The organism is Arsenicibacter rosenii, from assembly GCF_001870735.1.
Lineage (GTDB): Bacteria > Bacteroidota > Bacteroidia > Cytophagales > Spirosomataceae > Arsenicibacter > Arsenicibacter rosenii.
In genome coordinates, this window is sequence record NZ_MORL01000006.1 from 1 (window position 1) to 18,505 (window position 18,505).

At 51.1% G+C, this 18,505-nt stretch carries 13 protein-coding genes and 1 tRNA gene; 10 read left to right on the plus strand and 4 right to left on the minus strand.

The features are described from left to right. Positions 1-215: 215 nt before the first annotated feature. Entirely contained in the window at positions 216-1,376 is a 1,161-nt protein-coding gene (locus BLX24_RS12985; protein WP_143092660.1) for a tyrosine-type recombinase/integrase, read from the minus strand. 301 nt (positions 1,377-1,677) lie between these two features. Then, positions 1,678-1,751, minus strand: a tRNA-Asp gene (locus tag BLX24_RS12990). A 328-nt stretch (positions 1,752-2,079) separates the two neighbouring features. On the opposite strand from BLX24_RS12990, the gene BLX24_RS12995 reads away from it, so the two are divergent. Next, on the plus strand, positions 2,080-2,622 hold the full coding sequence (locus BLX24_RS12995; RefSeq protein ID WP_071503592.1) for a PAS domain-containing protein: 543 nt from the start codon (positions 2,080-2,082) through the stop codon (positions 2,620-2,622). On the opposite strand, the gene BLX24_RS13000 is transcribed toward BLX24_RS12995, so the two are convergent. Beyond that, positions 2,612-3,055, minus strand: coding sequence for a hypothetical protein (locus tag BLX24_RS13000; RefSeq protein WP_071503593.1), 444 nt, complete (start codon positions 3,053-3,055; stop codon positions 2,612-2,614). The two genes, BLX24_RS12995 and BLX24_RS13000, sit on opposite strands and share 11 nt — an antisense overlap. A gap of 143 nt (positions 3,056-3,198) precedes the next feature. Between BLX24_RS13000 and BLX24_RS13005 the strand changes: the two genes are divergently transcribed. The 3 genes from BLX24_RS13005 (at position 3,199) to BLX24_RS13015 (ending at position 5,708) form a co-directional block, all read left to right on the plus strand. After that, positions 3,199-3,603, plus strand: a complete 405-nt coding sequence (locus tag BLX24_RS13005; protein WP_143092661.1) for a hypothetical protein — start codon at positions 3,199-3,201, stop codon at positions 3,601-3,603. A 31-nt stretch (positions 3,604-3,634) separates the two neighbouring features. After that, positions 3,635-4,462, plus strand: a complete 828-nt coding sequence (locus tag BLX24_RS13010) for a M12 family metallopeptidase (protein WP_083421955.1) — start codon at positions 3,635-3,637, stop codon at positions 4,460-4,462. A gap of 493 nt (positions 4,463-4,955) precedes the next feature. Further along, positions 4,956-5,708, plus strand: coding sequence for a response regulator transcription factor (locus BLX24_RS13015; RefSeq protein WP_177225831.1), 753 nt, complete (start codon positions 4,956-4,958; stop codon positions 5,706-5,708). Between the two features lie 40 nt (positions 5,709-5,748). Here BLX24_RS13015 and BLX24_RS13020 read toward each other — a convergent pair whose 3' ends face one another. Next, a complete protein-coding gene (locus tag BLX24_RS13020; protein WP_071503596.1) occupies positions 5,749-6,498 on the minus strand; it encodes a hypothetical protein in 750 nt (249 codons plus the stop codon). Between the two features lie 117 nt (positions 6,499-6,615). On the opposite strand from BLX24_RS13020, the gene BLX24_RS13025 reads away from it, so the two are divergent. From BLX24_RS13025 to BLX24_RS13050, 6 genes are all read left to right on the plus strand, one after another. Continuing rightward, positions 6,616-8,778, plus strand: coding sequence for a T9SS type A sorting domain-containing protein (locus tag BLX24_RS13025; RefSeq protein ID WP_071503597.1), 2,163 nt, complete (start codon positions 6,616-6,618; stop codon positions 8,776-8,778). Between the two features lie 131 nt (positions 8,779-8,909). Further along, positions 8,910-10,427, plus strand: coding sequence for a PKD domain-containing protein (locus BLX24_RS13030; protein ID WP_229201794.1), 1,518 nt, complete (start codon positions 8,910-8,912; stop codon positions 10,425-10,427). Positions 10,428-10,705: 278 nt separating this feature from the next. Further along, a complete protein-coding gene (locus tag BLX24_RS13035; protein ID WP_143092663.1) occupies positions 10,706-11,908 on the plus strand; it encodes a hypothetical protein in 1,203 nt (400 codons plus the stop codon). Positions 11,909-12,371: 463 nt separating this feature from the next. Next, a complete protein-coding gene (locus tag BLX24_RS13040; RefSeq protein WP_071503599.1) occupies positions 12,372-15,473 on the plus strand; it encodes a SusC/RagA family TonB-linked outer membrane protein in 3,102 nt (1,033 codons plus the stop codon). A 5-nt stretch (positions 15,474-15,478) separates the two neighbouring features. Continuing rightward, the gene (locus BLX24_RS13045) at positions 15,479-16,939 is read left to right on the plus strand and encodes a SusD/RagB family nutrient-binding outer membrane lipoprotein (RefSeq protein ID WP_071503600.1); all 1,461 of its coding nucleotides are present in this window, start codon (positions 15,479-15,481) and stop codon (positions 16,937-16,939) included. Positions 16,940-17,107: 168 nt separating this feature from the next. After that, positions 17,108-18,373 carry a dipeptidase gene (locus BLX24_RS13050; protein WP_071503601.1) on the plus strand — a complete coding sequence of 422 codons (1,266 nt, stop codon included), beginning with the start codon at positions 17,108-17,110 and terminating at the stop codon, positions 18,371-18,373. Positions 18,374-18,505 lie beyond the last annotated feature (132 nt).

Here is an 18,505-nt window from a genome sequence, read left to right on the forward strand (position 1 = left end):
AAAAAATGTTAAAGGGCGGGGTCAGACTACAAAAACCTGCGTCAAAATTGATTGTTTTTGGTGTGATGTTGCTATTTATCAAATAGTTAATCCTCCAAAACAGTGCAACTTTTTTTAAAATGCCTGTTTTATTGACTCAATTTCCATTTTTAGGCTGTTAGTTGGTAGTTAATGCAGTAAATCCCGGCACAAAGCAGTGCCGGGATTTCTTCGTTTTACCAATCTATCTTGCTCATTTCCTTAGCAATACGACGTTCATCGGCTCTGGCGTAGTGCTTCACGTGTCGGGTGGTCTTGTGCCCCAGCATCGTGGAAACCGTATCCGTCGAAACGTTCAGTTCATTGAGCATAATGTCTGTGAACGTTTTTCGGGCCACTGAAACGGTCATGCGCTTGACCTGAATGTCAGCCATGAATTTGATTTGCTTTAACGCCGCATTGAATTCGACGTTGTTGATTTTGGGCAGGTTCTTGACGCTGCCATATTTTTCAATCAGCAGCAGCGCCTTGGTATGAAGCGGCACGGTCTGTACCATTTCCTTTCCGTTGAAGAAGGTACTTTTCTCGTATCTCCCGCGGGGCTTGAACAGCCATAGACGGCCATCGATTCCGGTACCGATCTCACTTGATTTTACCGTCTGGGCATCCTTGAAGTGCAGGCCGGTATAAACCGAAAACAGGAACAGATCGACAACCATCTGAATATTTTCGGTCCATGTCGTTGATTCCAGCGTAAAGATTTCCTGTCTGGTTAAGTGGGACGTATCAATCTTTTCTTTACGCTTTAATTTGAAACTCGCCAGCGGATCACGCAGCAAAATTTCCTTACGTGTGGCCATCTCGGTGATGTTCTTCAAAACCTGAACATGCCGGACAATGTACTGATGATCGTACTGCTGCCCCTTCATCCAGGATACAAAGTCATCTGCCATGCCGAGCGTGATGCGGTCGGCCATGATCTTATCCAGGCTTTTCTCTTCCAGAAAACGCCGGATATTGGCAATTCTGCGGGCATAGGTGCCAAGCGTTTCTTCATTGCCATACATCTCTTCGCAGCGCTCCTCAAACATCCGGATGATCTCCAGAGCCGTGTAGTTAACCTTTTGCTTTTGGGTGTAAAGGTTTGCCAGGTGCTGTGCCGAGAATTCCGGATTGGCAATGTGCAGTTGCATAAGCTCAGAGGAGATTATGCCCAGACGGGTATTGTCATCACAGACCCGCTGTGAGCGGCCCTTGATCCGTTGCCTTTCGGAATCCCACTCGTCCCTGTTTTCGAGCTTGATAAAGGTGGAGAAATCATTGGCGTGAACGCCATCTACTTTGATGCGGCAGTAAATAACCGTGGATTTGGGGCGGAGCCTGAACAGGACGCGCATTTTTTTCGGTAGAACATTGGTGTTTGTATTTAACGATGGAAAAAGTGTGTTTTGCCAACCGTGAATAAATACAAACATTGATACATGGACTAATAGAAGTGTGTACAAAAAAATGTACCCCCCTTGAAAAAGTGGATACTTGTACAGTGCTGAAATGCTGTACCCCAGCAGTTGGCAGCTGTACCCCAAATTGTACCTCGTTATAAACGCGTGAAGGAGAGGGGGAAATAAAAAAAGCCTGCTGATCAGCAGGCTTTTGGCTTTACTTTCAATCTCTATAAGAGCTTTTGACTCTTTCTAGCGGTCCGGACGGGACTCGAACCCGCGACCCCCTGCGTGACAGGCAGGTATTCTAACCGGCTGAACTACCGAACCGTTTGTTTTTGGATTTCATTTTTTCGTTGCCGTTTCAGTGAAATCGTGGTGCAAAAGTATAGCGCAAACCGATACGACGCAAGTGCCGCTCCAAAAAAAGTTGAAAAAAAATGGCGGAAAAAAATAGAAAAATCTGCTTCTGCTTGATTTATAGGGGCTTTGGTGGCTAAATTTTTTCAAAAAAAATAACAACTTTTTGCTCCGCCTGTTATGCCTACAGCACCGGTATCGTAGCCGTACCCCGAAAAAAAGTGGGGATATTGTAAAAAAAAGGAATGATCCGGTCGCTTTTGTGTGTTTACCCTCAACATAGCCAACAAACCATACAATGAACAGCCATAACGCGTATGAAGAAATGATTCAACGAAGCTATAACCGGGCCTGGCAGGAGGGAAGTCGCCCTTTCCCCGTCGCCAGCTTTGAGATTATGCTGTTGTCGCACGCCCGGAAACAGGCCGCCGAAAAAGAAAAGGCCCTCTTCCTGCGCCTGAACCATATTTTCAACTGGGACCTCAACCGCCGTCAGCAAAATCAGTATCTGCACCAGATGGAAAACGGTGCCACGCTGATCCTGACCGATACCGCCCGCACCATTCTCTGGGCCAGCCACAGCATTCTGGCAATGACCGGTTACTCCGCCCGCGAGGTGCTCGGTAAAACACCCCGCCTTTTTCAGGGAACCGGCACCAGCCCACTCGTCACCGACCATATCCGGCAGAACCTGCGCAACGCCAGTCCGGTCAGTGTCGAACTGACCAATTACCGTAAAAACGGCGAGGCCTATCAGTGCATCATCAACATTGATCCGCTCCACAACCAGGAGGGCGATCTGACCCATTTCCTGGCTGTAGAGCGGGAAACTACTCATTAATCCGCCAACGGCCAGCCGACACCGCTTGCCGTGTCGCCGGCGTTGCGGCACCGGGCAGCAACGCCGGCCGCTTGACCTGAGCGGCCAGCTGCTCATCCCTGGTTTGATTGGCCTGTCGCTGTACTTTCGGCCAGGTCACTTCGGCGTGTAAGTCCTGAACCGCCTGCACAAGGGGCACAACAAACCGCGTGTCGCCTACGGTGTAACAGGTGCCTCCTTCTTCCTGCTTTACCCCTTCAAACGCCGATCCGGCAGCTTTAGCCGCAGGCTCCACTCCCTGCGCCAGAAAACCGCTGTGTAACACCGGATCATAAACACCGGCTTTTACCGTTGTGACGCCAGTGAACCGGCGGCGGTGCCGGCCTGGCCGACCGTGCTCAGCCGCATGGATTGATAAACACCTGGTTGCCACATCCGGTCGGTCCTGGATCAAATCAGTACATCTGAATGCTATTTTGACTGTGAAAACTTATTTTGATAAATAAGTATGTTAAAAAAGTAAAAAAACAGACCTGTAAAGTCAAATGAATACTGTTTTGTTTGTATTGTTAATTAATCATCGCCGTAACGAAACTTATGTTAGAAAATATGCATGTACCTCAAGCTTTACTGATGGCATGGTCGGATAGCATGACCCGTTTTGAAGATTATTTTCAGCTGATCTGTGAATATTATGCCAGACAGGGCATGTGTTCACAAAGCGCTATCTACATGATTAAGGAAGATTATGAAAAGAAGCTGCAGGAAGTTGAAAATGAAGTAAATACAATCGAGCGGTTTACGCAGGATAATATGGCTTTTGTCAATAGAAAAGCCATTGAGTATATCCTGATCAGACATAAGGAAGCAATCGATGAAATGAGTGGCCGTTTAGCCGTATGCCTGGAAATGCTGCGCAAAGGCGAAGGCGTTTGCCACTCGGTATGTCTCTATAAAGCAAGTCAACCTATAAGCGCCCGAAAAATCAACGTTATGACCTGAATCAGTTCACTAACCTTTAAATGTAGCGTTTATGAAACGTGTATTGGTGTTGCTTAGCTGGATCGGCCTAATCGCCTGCCATTCTGAAAATCAAAAATTGTCTGACCCGCAACCAGAGCAGATCCATACGGAACGTGCCTGTCCCGGGGTAGCCGGTGTGCCGGACTCGGGTTATGTCAAGGGGGTGTATATGCGCTATATGACGGTGAACAGCGCCGCTGTCTTTCAGGGAGATATCATCCTGCATCCGGAAGACATTACCGCAGAGCCATCGATCGCACAGACAACCGGCAGAACGCGTTTGACGGCAAAATGGCCGGACAAAATTGTGTATTATGCCATTGATCCGGCCTTACCCAACCCGACCCGGGTATATGCGGCCATGGCCCATATTGAAGCTAACACGCCGATCCGTTTTGTGGCCAGGACAACGCAACGTGGTTATGTACTGTTTCGGAACAGCAGCGGTTGCTCGGCAAATGTGGGGTACTCCGGCAGTCTGCAATATGTCAACCTGGGCAGAGGCTGTACGGTGGGCAATGCGATCCATGAGATCGGACACACAATCGGCCTGTGGCACGAGCATACCCGTTCCGACCGCGACCAGTTTATCCGGGTAAATTACGATAATATTGTGCCGGGTTACAGCTACGATTTTAATACGTATATTGTCCAGGGATATGACGGTTTTGATTATGGCAACCAGCTCGATCTTTCGTCGATAATGATGTACGGGCCTTATGACTTTTCGAAAAACGGACTTCCAACCATAACCCGGCGCGACGGGTCTCTGTATACGATCCAGCGGAATGGCTTATCTCCGCTCGATATCGCTACCATCAAGGCAATGTATCCCTGATATACCGTTTATGACTACTTTCCGGGCCGTACTGATTTTCGGATCAGTATGGCTTTTTGTAGTTATTTATAACTATATTTTGTCTTTTGCCTGTCCGGCGCTTTTGACCCTATGTAGGGTGTTTCTATGATATAGGCCGGGTGTCCTGCCAGTAATGTTTTGGCTTAATCAGTCTCTGTTTGGCCGGAAAATGATCAATTTTTCTGCTGTGTTAATTTTTTTTTGTCTTTTCCGGCGATTAACTTATTTGTAAAAAAATAATAGCCGTTCAGGAAAGTGAATAGTACAAAAGTACTATTCACTCATGCCGTATGTCTTAGGGAGATACATTTTGCTGAATGCATATGAACTACATGATATAATAAAACTAAGTTTTTGAAATAGTAAACTTATAGATACTAATTATAGATGTACATATAAATATTGTAATAAATTTACCTGAATATATATATTTGAGAAATGTTTATGGCAATTGTATATGATAAGAGATGGTATGCCAAGGGTGTTAGTTATCGACGATGACTATAAACTAAATGATAATTTAAAAGAATTTCTGGAGTTAAATTATTTCAAGGTTCAGGTTGCGTCCAACGGAATTGATGCTATGCGGCTACTCGCACAACAGCCACCTGATATTATTGTCTGTGATATGATTATGCCGGGGATGGATGGTAAAACGTTTCTACAGGCCGTACAGGCACACGATCAGTACCGGTGTATTCCGTTTATCTATATGACTGGCATAAGAGATCCGGACGACAAATTGCATAGCCTGCAGCGCGGCGCAATTGATTACCTGATTAAGCCCTTTATGCTGGAAGAACTGCTGTATAAAATTAACAATATTATTCAGCTACTAAACAGACCTTTACTGGTCCGGGCAGATAGCCCTGCCGAAGAGTCGGTGGCTTTTGTATTTAAAACGCAGTTTGAAGAAACCCTGAAGCATAATTACCGCAATCCAGGCTTATCGCTGGAAGATATGGCCGATAAAGTAAATATGAGTGCTTCGGCTTTGCAGCGGAAAATTACCCGATATTATCAATCCAACTTTAGTTCGGTAGTCAGAGCGTATCGCCTCAAAAAAGCGGAAGAACTGCTCCGGTCGAGTGATCACTTAATTGATGATATAGCGCGTATGTGTGGTTTCAGCAGTGCCTCGTATTTTTCGCGAATTTTTAAAGAGAGCAGCCATTTGTCGCCAATTCAGTACCGGTTCCGGCAATTAGACAAAAAAAACGCATAGGAAGCGACGGAGACAAAGCCCGGCGCCATAAACCATTTACTTACCGGAGGCGATACTGTGCCCCGAACCGCAGGTACTTGCTGTAGGCCTCATTAATGCCGCCTATCCAGCCTTCCTTGTAGTTGACAAGTCCATGCGAGTAACCGGCAAAGAGCCCGATCTTGCGGTAATGAAGGGTAGCCTGCAGGCGCGGCCGTATATCCAGGCTGATGTATTTACGGTCTGTCGATGTAGTATAAACCGTACCGTTACTGAGTTCGGCCCGGCCGTTTTCCCGTGCGCTCAGCAAATAGCCCGCATCAAATCCGGCCTGAAAATCAATGGCTACGCCAAATTCTGTCGGAAAACGAAAGCCAATGTAGGGATTCAGGGTAACAAAGCGGTTGGATAGATACGTGTGGCCGATGACCGGCAGATTCGGATTAGCACCCGTATGAATCACTGTGCTTCCCCCTGTAACTGGCGTAGACACATACACATCCAGCAAATCAATTTTACTGAGCAGATTTTCAAATCCGATCCCGATGCCGGCAAACAGCTTTCGCTTGTTAATCCGCTGAATCTGAAACGAACCCCCCTGACTGATGCCCGATTTTGACCCGAAGGCGTTGTTGGTATAGCCTTCGTAAGAACTCCCCCGGTTATACACATTCAGGAAAGAGGTACTCTCCGCAGAATGGCCCCGGAACGAAAATAAGCCGGATTCAAGAGTGAGCATCATCTCGGTTTTCTGACCGAATGACAGAGCAGGAATAAACAAAAAGAGCAGTGTGTAAAAACGTGCTTTCATGTGGGATATGCATTTAAGGTGGATCCTGAACAAGTGTTCATTGCTGTAACGCAACCCTTTACAAAAAAGTATTGTCTAAACAGGAAATTCTTGCTGACAATAAAACACCTGATCGTTATGTCAACGTTAACCTCTGCCCTGAAAGCCATTACCGGTCTTTGTTTAGGCCTTTTTACAAGCCTGCCCGCCGAAGGACAAGTTTTTCCTGACAGTCAGTGGAGTCTGACGACCATCAATTCGAAACTTATTGTAACGGCTGACGGCAACATTGCCGTAGCTGCCGGCGGCGAGGTACGCTCGTATACACCTCAAGGCGTGTTTCGCTGGTCGTCAATCATCAACGTCTCCGGCGCTTTTCCGCAGAGTACGCTGGTACTCAGTGCCGACGCAAAGGGCGGTATTGCGGGGGTGTTTAGCGGATACATTCCCCGGTATATGTATTATTTCCGGGCATTAGGCAAAATCAATCAGGCTGGTGTTCAGCAGGAAGCCGGGTTATTAGACCAGGTGCCGGCGGGGATGACGGCCAATGGGCGTAGCTTTGATGGGCTAATCAGCCTGCCCGGCGATCAGCTGGTTTTTTGTACAACCATACCGTCATCGGTCTCGCTGACCAGCGCCGCCGTGATAAAGACAGGTAGTCAGGGCTGGCAGACAACGTTGAACTACCCGAATGCCTCGCCCCCCAATCCCGACCGGACCGTAACAAAGGCCGAGCGGATGATCGCAACGGCAGACGGGGGCTTTCTGCTGGTGGGCTATTACAATCCGTATGGGGTAACCAGCGATCCGTTGAGTACGACAGCCCCGTCGTCGGGCTGGGTGGCTAAACTGGATGGGCAGGGCAACGTACAGTGGCAGAAACTGATGCGTGGTTTTCCGTTTCCGAATGCATTGTCCGGGGGCGATCCGGGGGCGGTGTTATCAACCAATATCATTACTGATGTGGTGCCCATTCCGGACGGGAGCGGGTATGCCCTGGCTGGTATCGGCTACGGATTTTCATCGCTGGTACAGGCGCCTCCACATACCGTACTGGTCGAAATTGATCTGAACGGCAACCTGAAACGGTCGAAAGTATATCCGACGGATGCCACACCCGGCTATATCGCTTCCTACACCGCCACCGACGGGCAAACGTATTATGCCCTTGGCAATACCGACCTGAGTGCGCCGAACTACGACTACCGCGTGATGAAAATCAGTACGGCCCCTGGTTTGGCCGGAAATCCGGCGTCGCTGTCGCTGGTGGGCGAGCGGACGTACAGCTTTCAGGAATCGGCCTATCCGCCGGAACGGCTGACGGGCATCAGCGTGGCCGGCGACGGCGGGCTGGTCCTGACCGGAAGCATCGGGGTGCTGAAACTGGCAACCGAAGCGCCACAGCCGCTGACCCTGCTGACACCGGTCTATGATTGCGCAACGCAGCAGTTTACCTTTTTATCAAGGGGCGGCGACGGGAGCGAGGTAACCTATATGGCCGTCGGTATTACCGGCTGGACTGCCCAAAAAGGACCGCATCGGCTACAGCCTTTTTGCGATGTAGAGCCGTTTATCCTGCGTGCACGTCAGGCGGGCAATCCGGTGGCAATTGTAACGGCAACGTGGAATTACACCGCCACCTGCCCTGACAATTGTACGGCTCAAACAGCCCCTCCGTCGACGACGGCGGTCAACACGGCCGAATGCGGCAGCCCTGCACCGGCCATCGGACAGCCGCTGATGTTGCTGCCACCGGTTTATGACTGCCAGACCGGGGCCATTCAGTTTCTGGTGTCAGGCGGTAATGGCAACCCGGTGGAATTTATGAGTGTCGGCATTACCGGCTGGACAACTAATTGCCACAACCGCCTGGATAGTCCGGATCTGGTGGCGGATATTCAGCAACCCGGCTCAGGCGTTGTGCCCTTTACCTTATTTGCACGGCAGCGGAACACGGATGGCGGATACACGCTGGTGCAATATCGCTGGGATGCCAAAGCGGCCTGCGGCCTTGCACCGCGGTCGGGTATCGACCAGGAAACCGGAGCGCTGACCGTGCATGTGCTTGGTAACCCGGTGCAGCAGAATCTGGTTGAACTGACAATAGACGGCATCCGGCAGGAGCCGCTGACGATATCGGTACACACTATACTGGGGCAGCTGATCGGATCAAAAACGGTAGAGGGTACGCAGCAGGCTATCTGGCTGCAGATGCCGTTGCAGGCCGGGGCCGGTACGTACCTGATACAGGCCAGTACCCCAACCCGGCACAAGTCGGTGAAGGTCGTGAAGCTGTAACGAGACAAAACGCGTTTCACACAGACTCTCTGCCAGTTCAAATTACAAAAAACACACTTGGGCCGGAATGAGATCGGAAGGGAAGCGGCGATGAGGCAATTTTGACGCAGTAAACAACAAAAAAACTGCTCATGACCTCTACTGTAAAGGCGCTGCTGCGCCAGCCGCACGGGCTGCATTTGGCCCTTGCTACCCGATTTATGGCCTTACTGGCCGGTTTGACACTGTTAACAACGGCCTGCAAGAAAGAAAACGAACCGACGCCGGCCGGTACCATAACGGCCCTTGCCGGCCCCGACCAGCAAGTGCAGGTCGGTCAGCAGGTAGTGCTCGACGGCACCGCATCAACGGACAGCAAAGGAAAGCCGCTGACGGCGCAGTGGACGTTTGTCCGGAAACCGGCTAAAAGTACGGCAACCCTCCAGAGCCCGACAACCCTGAAGCCGACCTTCACACCCGACGAAACGGGTGATTATGAACTGGAGCTGACCGTGTCGAGCGAAACCGGCAAAAGCACCGATAAGGTACTCATCACCGCGAGTGTAGCACAACCGCTGGCGATTACGGCCAACATTACCGTTAAAACGGTCCTGACCGACCGCGTTCTTAACCCTGAGCTGCCGGATTACATCGTCACCAAAAGCATTGCGGTCAACCACGAACTGACCATCAATCCCGGTGTGGTGATTGCCTTTGAACGGGATACGCGGCTGGATGTGAATGATAACGGCGGCATCATCATCGCAAAAGGTGAGGCCAGCAACCGGATCCGGTTCGTGGGCGTTGAGAAAACGAAAGGCTTCTGGGCGGGTATTATGCTGTATTCGGGCAGCAACGCCAACGTGTTTGACTATGTCGATGTGATGCATACCGGGAGCCGTACCATGCTCAGTGCGACCAAAGCCGGTCTGGCCTTTTTTGGTTCATCAAAAGCACAGCTTTCGCTGAAAAATACGGTCTTTACCCAGAACGACGGCTATGGTATCTATGTGCAGGATGGCGGTATTCTGCGCGAATTTGTAGCCAATACCTGCAGCAATAACACCGAAGCCGGTATTTTACTGAATGCCGAAAATGTTGCCAAACTGGATGCGGCTTCAAAATTTACCGGTGGGAACGGACGCAATGTGGTTGAGATCAGCTCCTCTGCGGTAAAAGGCAGTCCCGAGATTGTATGGGCTGGCTTTGCCGACAAAACCCCGTATCGGGTAACCGGCAACGGCCTGACGGTAGATACCGGCTTTAAACTGAGCCCCGGCGTTGTGCTGGAGTTTGCCCGGGATGCAAGCATGATGATCAACAGCGGCGGCTATCTGTCGGCGATCGGAACAGCAGCCGGTAAGGTGGTTATCACCGGTGCCACCCGGACGGCCGGATTCTGGCGCGGTATCATCTGTTATTCTGCCAGCAGCCAGAATGTGCTGGAAAATGCCGAGCTGAGCAATGCCGGCAGCACGGCAATTGTGTCGGGCAAGAAGGCCAATCTGGCGATTTATGGGAATCAGTCTGCTTTTACCGTTAAACAGTCGCTCATTAGCGGCAGCGGGGGCTATGGCATCTTTGTGGCCTATGGCGCCAAGGCAAATACCGATGTTAATACCGTCAATACCTTTGATGGAAACATGCAGGGAAGTCTCCTGAAAGAATAGTCTGCAACGCTTTTATACCCGAACCGCGTATCAGAAAGAACGGTCTGTCGTTTTTTTTGATACGCATTTTTTATTGGTAAAATCATATTTATGCTTTTTAAAGTGCCGTTCGGTAGAAACAAACGCCCATTTAAGAAGAAAACTAACCTGTATGTCAAAAACGAATGCCAACTTTGATCCTATTGCACTATTCTGAACGGAATAGGCTTTGGTACAAGCTGAATGAATATATGCGTATAAACCTATACTGTTTATTTTCTTATTCGTTGTTATGGCTCATGGCATCCTGCCGGTCGGAGACGTCTACAATTAATCCAAATTCGCCGGAATATCCGCGTGAAGGTACGGCAACGGATGCCGGTGTGGGCATCGGTACTGCCGTGAGCCTGGTCATCGGGCCGGAGGGAGGAACCATTACGGTCAGCGGCGGTAAAGCCACACTGGTGATTCCGGCAGGAGCGGTCGATAAGCAAACGACCTTTACGATTCAACCGATTACCAATCCGGCTCCAAACGGCATGGGTAGCGGCTACCGGTTGTTGCCGCAAGACCTCAAACTGGGTAAAGCGGCATCCCTCAGCATTACCTACACCAACGCCGAACTGGCCGGAAACACCGCCGATATGATTGGTATGGCCCAGCAGAAAGCCGATAAGGTGTGGTATACGTCTGTCGGGCAGAAAGTAGACGGAGCATACCGTACCGTAACGGCTCCCGTAACAACCCTGGGCGATATCGCGCTGTATCGTCAGTACGCGCTTGTCGATGAGTCGGGCATGGAAAGCGACTGGGTGGCCTATTATGGCGCAACCATGCGGTTGCTGGTGTCGGAGCTGGCCCCGATGACGGTCAATAACGGAGAGCCGCTCCGCCGCATAACGGCTACATCGGCGTCAATTGGCTGGAATCTGTCCGGTCACGGCAAAATGACCGGCAGCGGGCTGGCCGGCACCTACGTGGCACCGGCCTACCATCCGGAACAGAATCCGGTGACGGTTGCGGTCAGCATTCCAGCCGCTAAAGCCGGTACGGTGGTTACCCTCAGCCGTCCGGTCTATGTCGGAATGGGCTATATCCGCTATACGCTCGATGGCAAAACCACGCTCTGTACAACGGTTAGCCTGAAAGAGTCCGGCAACAGTTACTCAACCATTCTCGGGGCGAGCGATACTACACCCGTCAACCTGACCTTCCGCGCTACCGGTACCGGTACGTTGCCATTCGGCGACTATGTGGCACTTGATAACCGTAGTGGTCTGATCGTTTGCCGGCCATCGGGCAGCAACATGGAGTGGTTCGATACGCGCGGCGATTGCATGGGCCTGCGTTACGCAACGGGACAGGTGGCCATCAGCCAGTATACAAAAAATAAGGTCGTAAAAGGCAGCCTGACCGGAACCCTGATTCCACGGGCGAACGGATGCAGCAACAGCGGGCCGGGCCTTAGCGGTGAGTTTCTGGTGAAAGTGCCGGTAATATAGCCGATAATCGATTATACGTTAGCAGCGAGGTTCTGTCGGCAATTAAGCGCCCGACAGAACCTCGTTTTTTTTAGGTATACTATTAATTAACTATTAAAGCAAAATATAAAAATAGTTATAAAAATTTGCATAGGGAGCCTTGGTGAGGGCTGGTTTTTAAGCTGATGTACTGCAAAGAATGGATTTGTTGGTATTATTTACTGTAAATAATAAAATTTAAGCAATTAATTATTGTAATATTTTGTATATGTCAAATTTAATTTTGAATTAATCATTTTTTGTGTTGAGATTTATAGAGCATAAAATGTTAAAAAAATAGCGGAATAGTCTGTTTTTTATATGTCAAGTAGTCAAAATAGTTTTAAATGACTATCTGATTGGCTTGCGCTGCTATTTTGAATATAAGAATATGTATTAAAAAAGTACTAAATATATTATTCTATAATCTACCTTCTGTTAATCTATGCGTAAGACATGTACAGCCTGCCTGCTGTGTATAGCTATGTTGTTCAGCCTGATCAGCTATGCACAGGACCGATCTGTTAAAGGGCGCATCCTGGCAAAGGATGGCGCTGGCCTGCCCGGAGCCAATGTGCTGATTAAAGGCACGGACCGTGGCAGCACCACAAATGCAAACGGTGAGTTTACGGTTTCGGCACCGACCAATGCGGTGCTGGTGATTTCGTTTATTGGCTATACGCCACAGGAAATCCCGATCGGTACGAAAACGACCGTAGAGGTAACGCTCGAAGAAGATGCGTCGCTGCTGGGTGAGGTGGTAGTGACGGCCCTCGGAATCACCCGCGAGAAAAAAGCACTGGGCTACTCGGTACAGGACCTGAACGGTAAACAACTGACGCAGGCGCGGGCGACTAACTTCGTCAATGCCTTGTCGGGCAAGATTGCCGGTGTCCAGGTAACCGGCTCAAACGGTGCCCCTGGTGCGTCGTCGCGTATTCTGATTCGGGGGGCTAGCTCGATCGGGAGCAATAATCAGCCCCTGTTTGTAGTCGACGGGGTGCCGATTGACAACGGCAACTACGGCTCAGGCACGGGCATCGACTATGGCAACGGGGCCGCCTCGCTGAACCCCGACGATATTGACAATGTAAGCGTACTGAAAGGGCCGAGCGCTGCTGCCCTGTATGGCTCGCGTGGCGCTAACGGGGTTATCCTGATCACCACCAAGAGCGGTAAGGGAAGCAAAGGCATCGGGGTGTCGGTAAACTCAAACACGGCCTTTGATACGCCGTTCCGGCTGCCGGAATGGCAAAATGAGTACGGACAAGGCAACAAAGGTCAGTTTTCGTTCGTAGACGGCACGGGCAAAGGCGTTAATGACGGGGTTGACGAAAGTTGGGGCCCGAAAATGGACGGTCGTTTGATTCCGCAGTTTGATTCACCAATCGCGGCCGACGGAACGCGTACACCGACCCCGTTTGTTGCGCATCCCGACAACGTGAAGAACTTCTTTGAAACGGGCCGTACGCTGACCAACAATATCGCCATTACGGGTGGCAGTGACAAAGGCGATTTCCGGCTATCATTCACCGACCTCAATCAGACGGGTATTCTGCCGAACACGGATTATAAACGCCGTACCGTTTCACTCAACGCGGGCTGGAACCTGACAAGCAAACTGAGTGTCCGGGCAACGGGCAACTACGTCGTTGATGGCAGTGATAACCGCACCAACTGGGGGTTGTATTTCATCTGGTTCGGCCGTCAGGTCGATATCGACAAACTACGCAACTACCAGGCCCCGGGCAGTATCTATCAGTACAACTGGAACTATAACTACTGGACAAATCCGTACTATGTATTGAACCTCAGCACAAAGGCTAATCAACGGGATCGGATATACGGCAACCTGTCGGCGACCTACAAATTCACGCCCTGGCTGACGCTGACCGCCCGTACCGGTACTGACGTATATGAGGACCGTCGGAAAACACGCAATGCCGCGCGGATTGATAACCTCAACGGCGCCAAGCAGTATGACAGCTACAACGAAGAGCAGATTTTTGTACGTGAATCAAACTCTGATTTCCTGCTGAACGCTACGCACAAGTTTGGTGATATTGATGTAACGGCTAATATCGGGGGCAATCACCGCCGCAATTATTACCAGCGGAATTACATGGGTGCTACCGAACTGGCCATTCCACGGGTCTGGAACCTGGGAAACTCACGGCAGGCGAAAGTAGCCGAGAACTCGTTTACCGAAAAAGTCGTCAACAGCGTCTATGCCTCAGCTAACCTGGGCTTCCGCAACTACCTGTTCGTTGATCTGACGGCCCGCAATGACTGGTCGAGTGCCTTACCGTCGAGCAACCGTTCCTATTTCTATCCGTCGGCGGCGGTTAGTGCAGTGCTGACCGATATGTTCAACCTCAGCTCGCCCGTGCTGTCGTTTGCCAAAGTCCGCGCCGGTGTAGCACGGGTAGGGAACGATACGGATGCATACCGGCTGGTACAGGCCTACAAGTACGAAAACCCGTGGGGCAGTACACCGACCCTGTCCGAAAATAACGCCATGCTGAACGCCACACTGAAGCCTGAACTGACCAACTCCTACGAAGTGGGGGCTGAGGTGAAGCTCTGGCATAACCGCGTGGGCATCGACGTGACGTATTACAACAAGCAGTCGTTTAACCAGATTCTGGACGTAAACATTTCACAGGCAACCGGTTTTGTGTCGAAACTGCTGAACGCCGGTCGTCTGGAGAACAAGGGGGTTGAGGTGCAGCTGAGTGTAACACCGGTAAAAACAAATGCCTTTCAGTGGGATATGGCGCTGAACTGGGCGCAGAACCGCAACAAGGTCATTGAACTGGCCGAGGGACTGACTACTTACACGCTTGGCACGATGCGGGGGATGTCGATTGAGGCACGGGTGGGTCAGCCATACGGTACGTTCTTCGGGCAGGGCTTTCTGCGCGATCCGGCGGGCAACATCGTATACGACAAGAGCGGCTATCCGCAGATTAACCCGACGCGCCGGATTCTGGGCAACTTTACCCCTAAATGGATTGGTGGCTTGCAGAATACCTTCAGCTACAAGCGCTTCAGCCTGAGTACACTGATTGACATGAAGCAGGGCGGCGATATTTTCTCACAGAGTGTCAACATTGGTCGATACACAGGTGTACTGAAAGAAACCGCGTTGGGTCGTGAAACCGGCATTGTGGGCGAGGGGGTCGTGAACATGGGGACGGCAACCGAACCAAATTATGTACCGAACACAACCCGCATTAGCTCGGAAGAGTGGCACAAAAAATACTACTCCCTGACCAACAACGAAGCGACGATCTTCAACGGTAGTTTTGTGAAGCTGCGTGAAGTGAAGTTTACCTACATGCTGCCGGGCCAGTTTATCAAGCGTCTGCCGTTCCGCGATCTGGCAGTGTCGGTGGTGGGCCGTAACCTGGCGTTGCTGCACAGTAAGGTGCCCCATATTGACCCTGAGACCAGCTATTACAACGACGGCAACCTGCAGGGACTCGAAAATGGTCAGATCCCGACCACCCGTACCGTTGGTTTCAACATCAGCTTCAATCTGTAATCCCTATGAAACGAATCTTAGCTTCATTCCGCTATAAAGCATTGGTAGTTGCCGGTTTGCTGGCTGCCTCGGCCTGTACGGGCGATTTTGACCAGATTAACACCAACCCGAATGCGCCGTCGACAGCTACGGCTGACCTGTTTCTGCCGCATGGTATTCAGAGCGCGGTAGACGCCTATTGGGGCGGTTCGCTGGGGATGGACATCGGCGACCTGATTTCGCAGTACTGGGCCCGGATTCAGTATACCGACGTAGACCAGTATACCATTACCAGCGACATCTACAGCGGTGCCTGGCAGACATTTTACGTAGAAGCGTTGGGCGATTATCAGCGTATTTACAAGCTGGGCGTTGAAAACAAGAATCCGAATTATCAGGCCGTGGCCATGATTATGCGGTCGTGGGTGTTTTCGCTGCTGACCGACATCTACGGCGATATCCCGTATGCGCAGGCTATTCAGGGTATTGAGGGCATTGTACAACCGAAATACGACACTCAGAAAGAGGTGTATGCGGGCATCATTAAGGAGTTGAAGGCTGCCAACGACATGATCGACGTAACCGACAAAACCAAAGCCATTGCGGGCGATATCCTGTTGGGTAACGACCTGACGCGCTGGAAGAAATTTGCCAACACGCTCAGTCTGCGCCTGCTGAACCGGATTGCGACGAAAACGGATGCCGGTTTTGATGTAAAGGCCGAAATTAACCGGATTCTGGCTGACCCTGCCAAATATCCGGTGCTGACGTCGAACACCGACAACATTCAGCTGAATTACCTGGACGCTACCAACAACAACAACCCGATTAACCAGAACCGCAAAACGCGTGATGACCACCGCGTGAGCGCAACGCTGGTGACCCGTTTGCAGGCGCTGAGCGACGCCCGTCTGGCGGTATATGCCGATAAACCAGCCGATGGCGGCGATTACAAAGGCGTACCGAACGGCCTCTCAAACGCAGACGCCAATGCGCTCGGCCTGTCGAAAACCTCGAAAGTTGGCGCGTATTTCGTGTCGGCCACCGCACCGGGAGTGCTCATCAGTTATGCCGAACTGTTGTTTATCAAGGCGGAACTGGCCTATAAAGGCATCACCGCCGCGGGCGATGTGGCGACTAACTACACTGGCGGCATCACGGCTTCGCACAGCCAGTACAAACTGACGGTATCACCGGCTTACCTGACAGCCAATGCGCTGAAAAGCGGTGCTGACGGCTACACGCAGATTATGGAACAAAAGTGGATAGCCTTGTTCGGGCAGGGGGTGGAAGCCTGGACTGAGTACCGCCGGACCGGTATTCCGGCCTTGAAACCGTCGGTGATTAACGTAAATGCGGGTATTATTCCGACCCGTTTGCCGTATCCGGGCTCCGAAGAATCGCTGAATTATACGAACTTTAAGGATGCCTTAACGAAACAGGCCATTGCCAACGACATGAAATCGAAGCTGTGGATTGCTAAATAAAACCCGTACGGGCGACCCCACGTGGTCGCCCACCTAGGTGATTATTTGGGCGATTACTTGGTCGCCCACCTGGGTGATTACATGGGCGATTATTTGGGCGATTATTTGGGGCGATTACATGGGTGATTATTTGGGCGACCACGTGGGGTCGCCCGTACATAGTTTATTATGAAAAAAAATATGTATTCAACCCTGCTGGCGTGTCTGGCAGCCAGTCAGTTGCCGGTCGTGGCGCAGGATGACAAAGCCTTGCTGAAAAAGGCGCACAAGATTCACGAAAAGGCGTTTACGGTCGATACGCACGCCGATACGCCGATGCTGCTGTCGCGCGGTGGCTTTGACGTTACGAAAGACAACGATGCGCGTACGTCCAACAGCAAGGTCGATTATCCGCGAATGCGCCGTGGCGGGCTCGATGCCATTTTCTGGGCGGTGTATCTGGGGCAGGGGCCCCGCACACCCGAAGGCCACGAGGCGGCGAAGAAAAAGGCGCTGGGTATTTTTGACGCAATCGACAATACACTGAAGGCCACGGCGTCGGAAGCCGAACGGGCGACGACGCCTGAGGAGGGCTACCGCATCGGCAAAACCGGCAAACGGGTGATCTACATTGGTGTCGAAAACGGCTATCCCATGGGCCATGATCTGTCGTTGCTGAAGACGTTCTATGACCGGGGCGCACGCTACATGACCCTCTGCCATTCCAGCAACAACGACATCTGCGACTCATCGACAGATCCGAAAGGGGCTGAATATCAGGGACTCAGTCTGCTGGGGGAGCAGGTCGTGGCCGAAATGAACCGGCTGGGCATGATGGTAGACGTCTCGCACGTGTCGGATTCTACGTTTTATGACGTGATCCGGTTATCGAAAGTGCCCGTCATCGCGTCGCATTCGGGTGCGCGGACCGTCTGTAACCATCCGCGTAACCTGACCGACGACATGTTGAAGGCGCTGGCCAAAAACGGCGGGGTAGTACAGCTGAACCTGCTGAGCGACTATGTGAAAACCATCCCTGCCAATCCGGAGCGGACGGCGGCGATGGATGCGCTCATGGCGAAATACGGACTAAAAAGCCGGATGGGCATGGCCTCCCTGCCGGAAGAAGAACAGAAAAAAGCACGTGCCGACTTTGCGGATATCAACAAAAAATACCCTGTCCAGCTGGCAACCGTCAAGGATGCTGTTGACCACATTGATCATATCGTGAAGCTTATCGGCATCGACCATGTGGGTATGGGCGCTGATTTTGACGGCGGTGGTGCACTGGCCGACTGTTTCGACGTGAGTCAGTACGAAAACATGACGGTTGAACTGGTACGGCGCGGGTATTCGAAGAAAGACATCGAAAAAATCTGGAGCGGTAATTTCTTCCGGGTGATGAAAGCCGTTGATAAGGCCAAGGCACCGGCGAAAGAAGTCGCCTTGCGTTAAACGAATACTTAGCATATAAACGTCCTGATAATGATTGTTTTGGGCCAGTCATTGTCAGGGCGGTTTGGGCTTTACGTGTCCGGCCAAAGTGTTGACTGCCGGATCGTAGCTTCAGAATAGTATTTGTATATT

Coding starts and splice junctions, on each gene's coding strand:
- BLX24_RS12985 (WP_143092660.1), bottom strand. CDS start 1,376: ATGCGCGTCCTGTTCAGGCTCCGCCCCAAATCCACGGTTATTTACTGC.
- BLX24_RS12995 (WP_071503592.1), top strand. CDS start 2,080: ATGAACAGCCATAACGCGTATGAAGAAATGATTCAACGAAGCTATAAC.
- BLX24_RS13005 (WP_143092661.1), top strand. CDS start 3,199: ATGTTAGAAAATATGCATGTACCTCAAGCTTTACTGATGGCATGGTCG.
- BLX24_RS13010 (WP_083421955.1), top strand. CDS start 3,635: ATGAAACGTGTATTGGTGTTGCTTAGCTGGATCGGCCTAATCGCCTGC.
- BLX24_RS13015 (WP_177225831.1), top strand. CDS start 4,956: ATGCCAAGGGTGTTAGTTATCGACGATGACTATAAACTAAATGATAAT.
- BLX24_RS13020 (WP_071503596.1), bottom strand. CDS start 6,498: ATGAAAGCACGTTTTTACACACTGCTCTTTTTGTTTATTCCTGCTCTG.
- BLX24_RS13025 (WP_071503597.1), top strand. CDS start 6,616: ATGTCAACGTTAACCTCTGCCCTGAAAGCCATTACCGGTCTTTGTTTA.
- BLX24_RS13030 (WP_229201794.1), top strand. CDS start 8,910: ATGACCTCTACTGTAAAGGCGCTGCTGCGCCAGCCGCACGGGCTGCAT.
- BLX24_RS13035 (WP_143092663.1), top strand. CDS start 10,706: ATGGCATCCTGCCGGTCGGAGACGTCTACAATTAATCCAAATTCGCCG.
- BLX24_RS13040 (WP_071503599.1), top strand. CDS start 12,372: ATGCGTAAGACATGTACAGCCTGCCTGCTGTGTATAGCTATGTTGTTC.
- BLX24_RS13045 (WP_071503600.1), top strand. CDS start 15,479: ATGAAACGAATCTTAGCTTCATTCCGCTATAAAGCATTGGTAGTTGCC.
- BLX24_RS13050 (WP_071503601.1), top strand. CDS start 17,108: ATGAAAAAAAATATGTATTCAACCCTGCTGGCGTGTCTGGCAGCCAGT.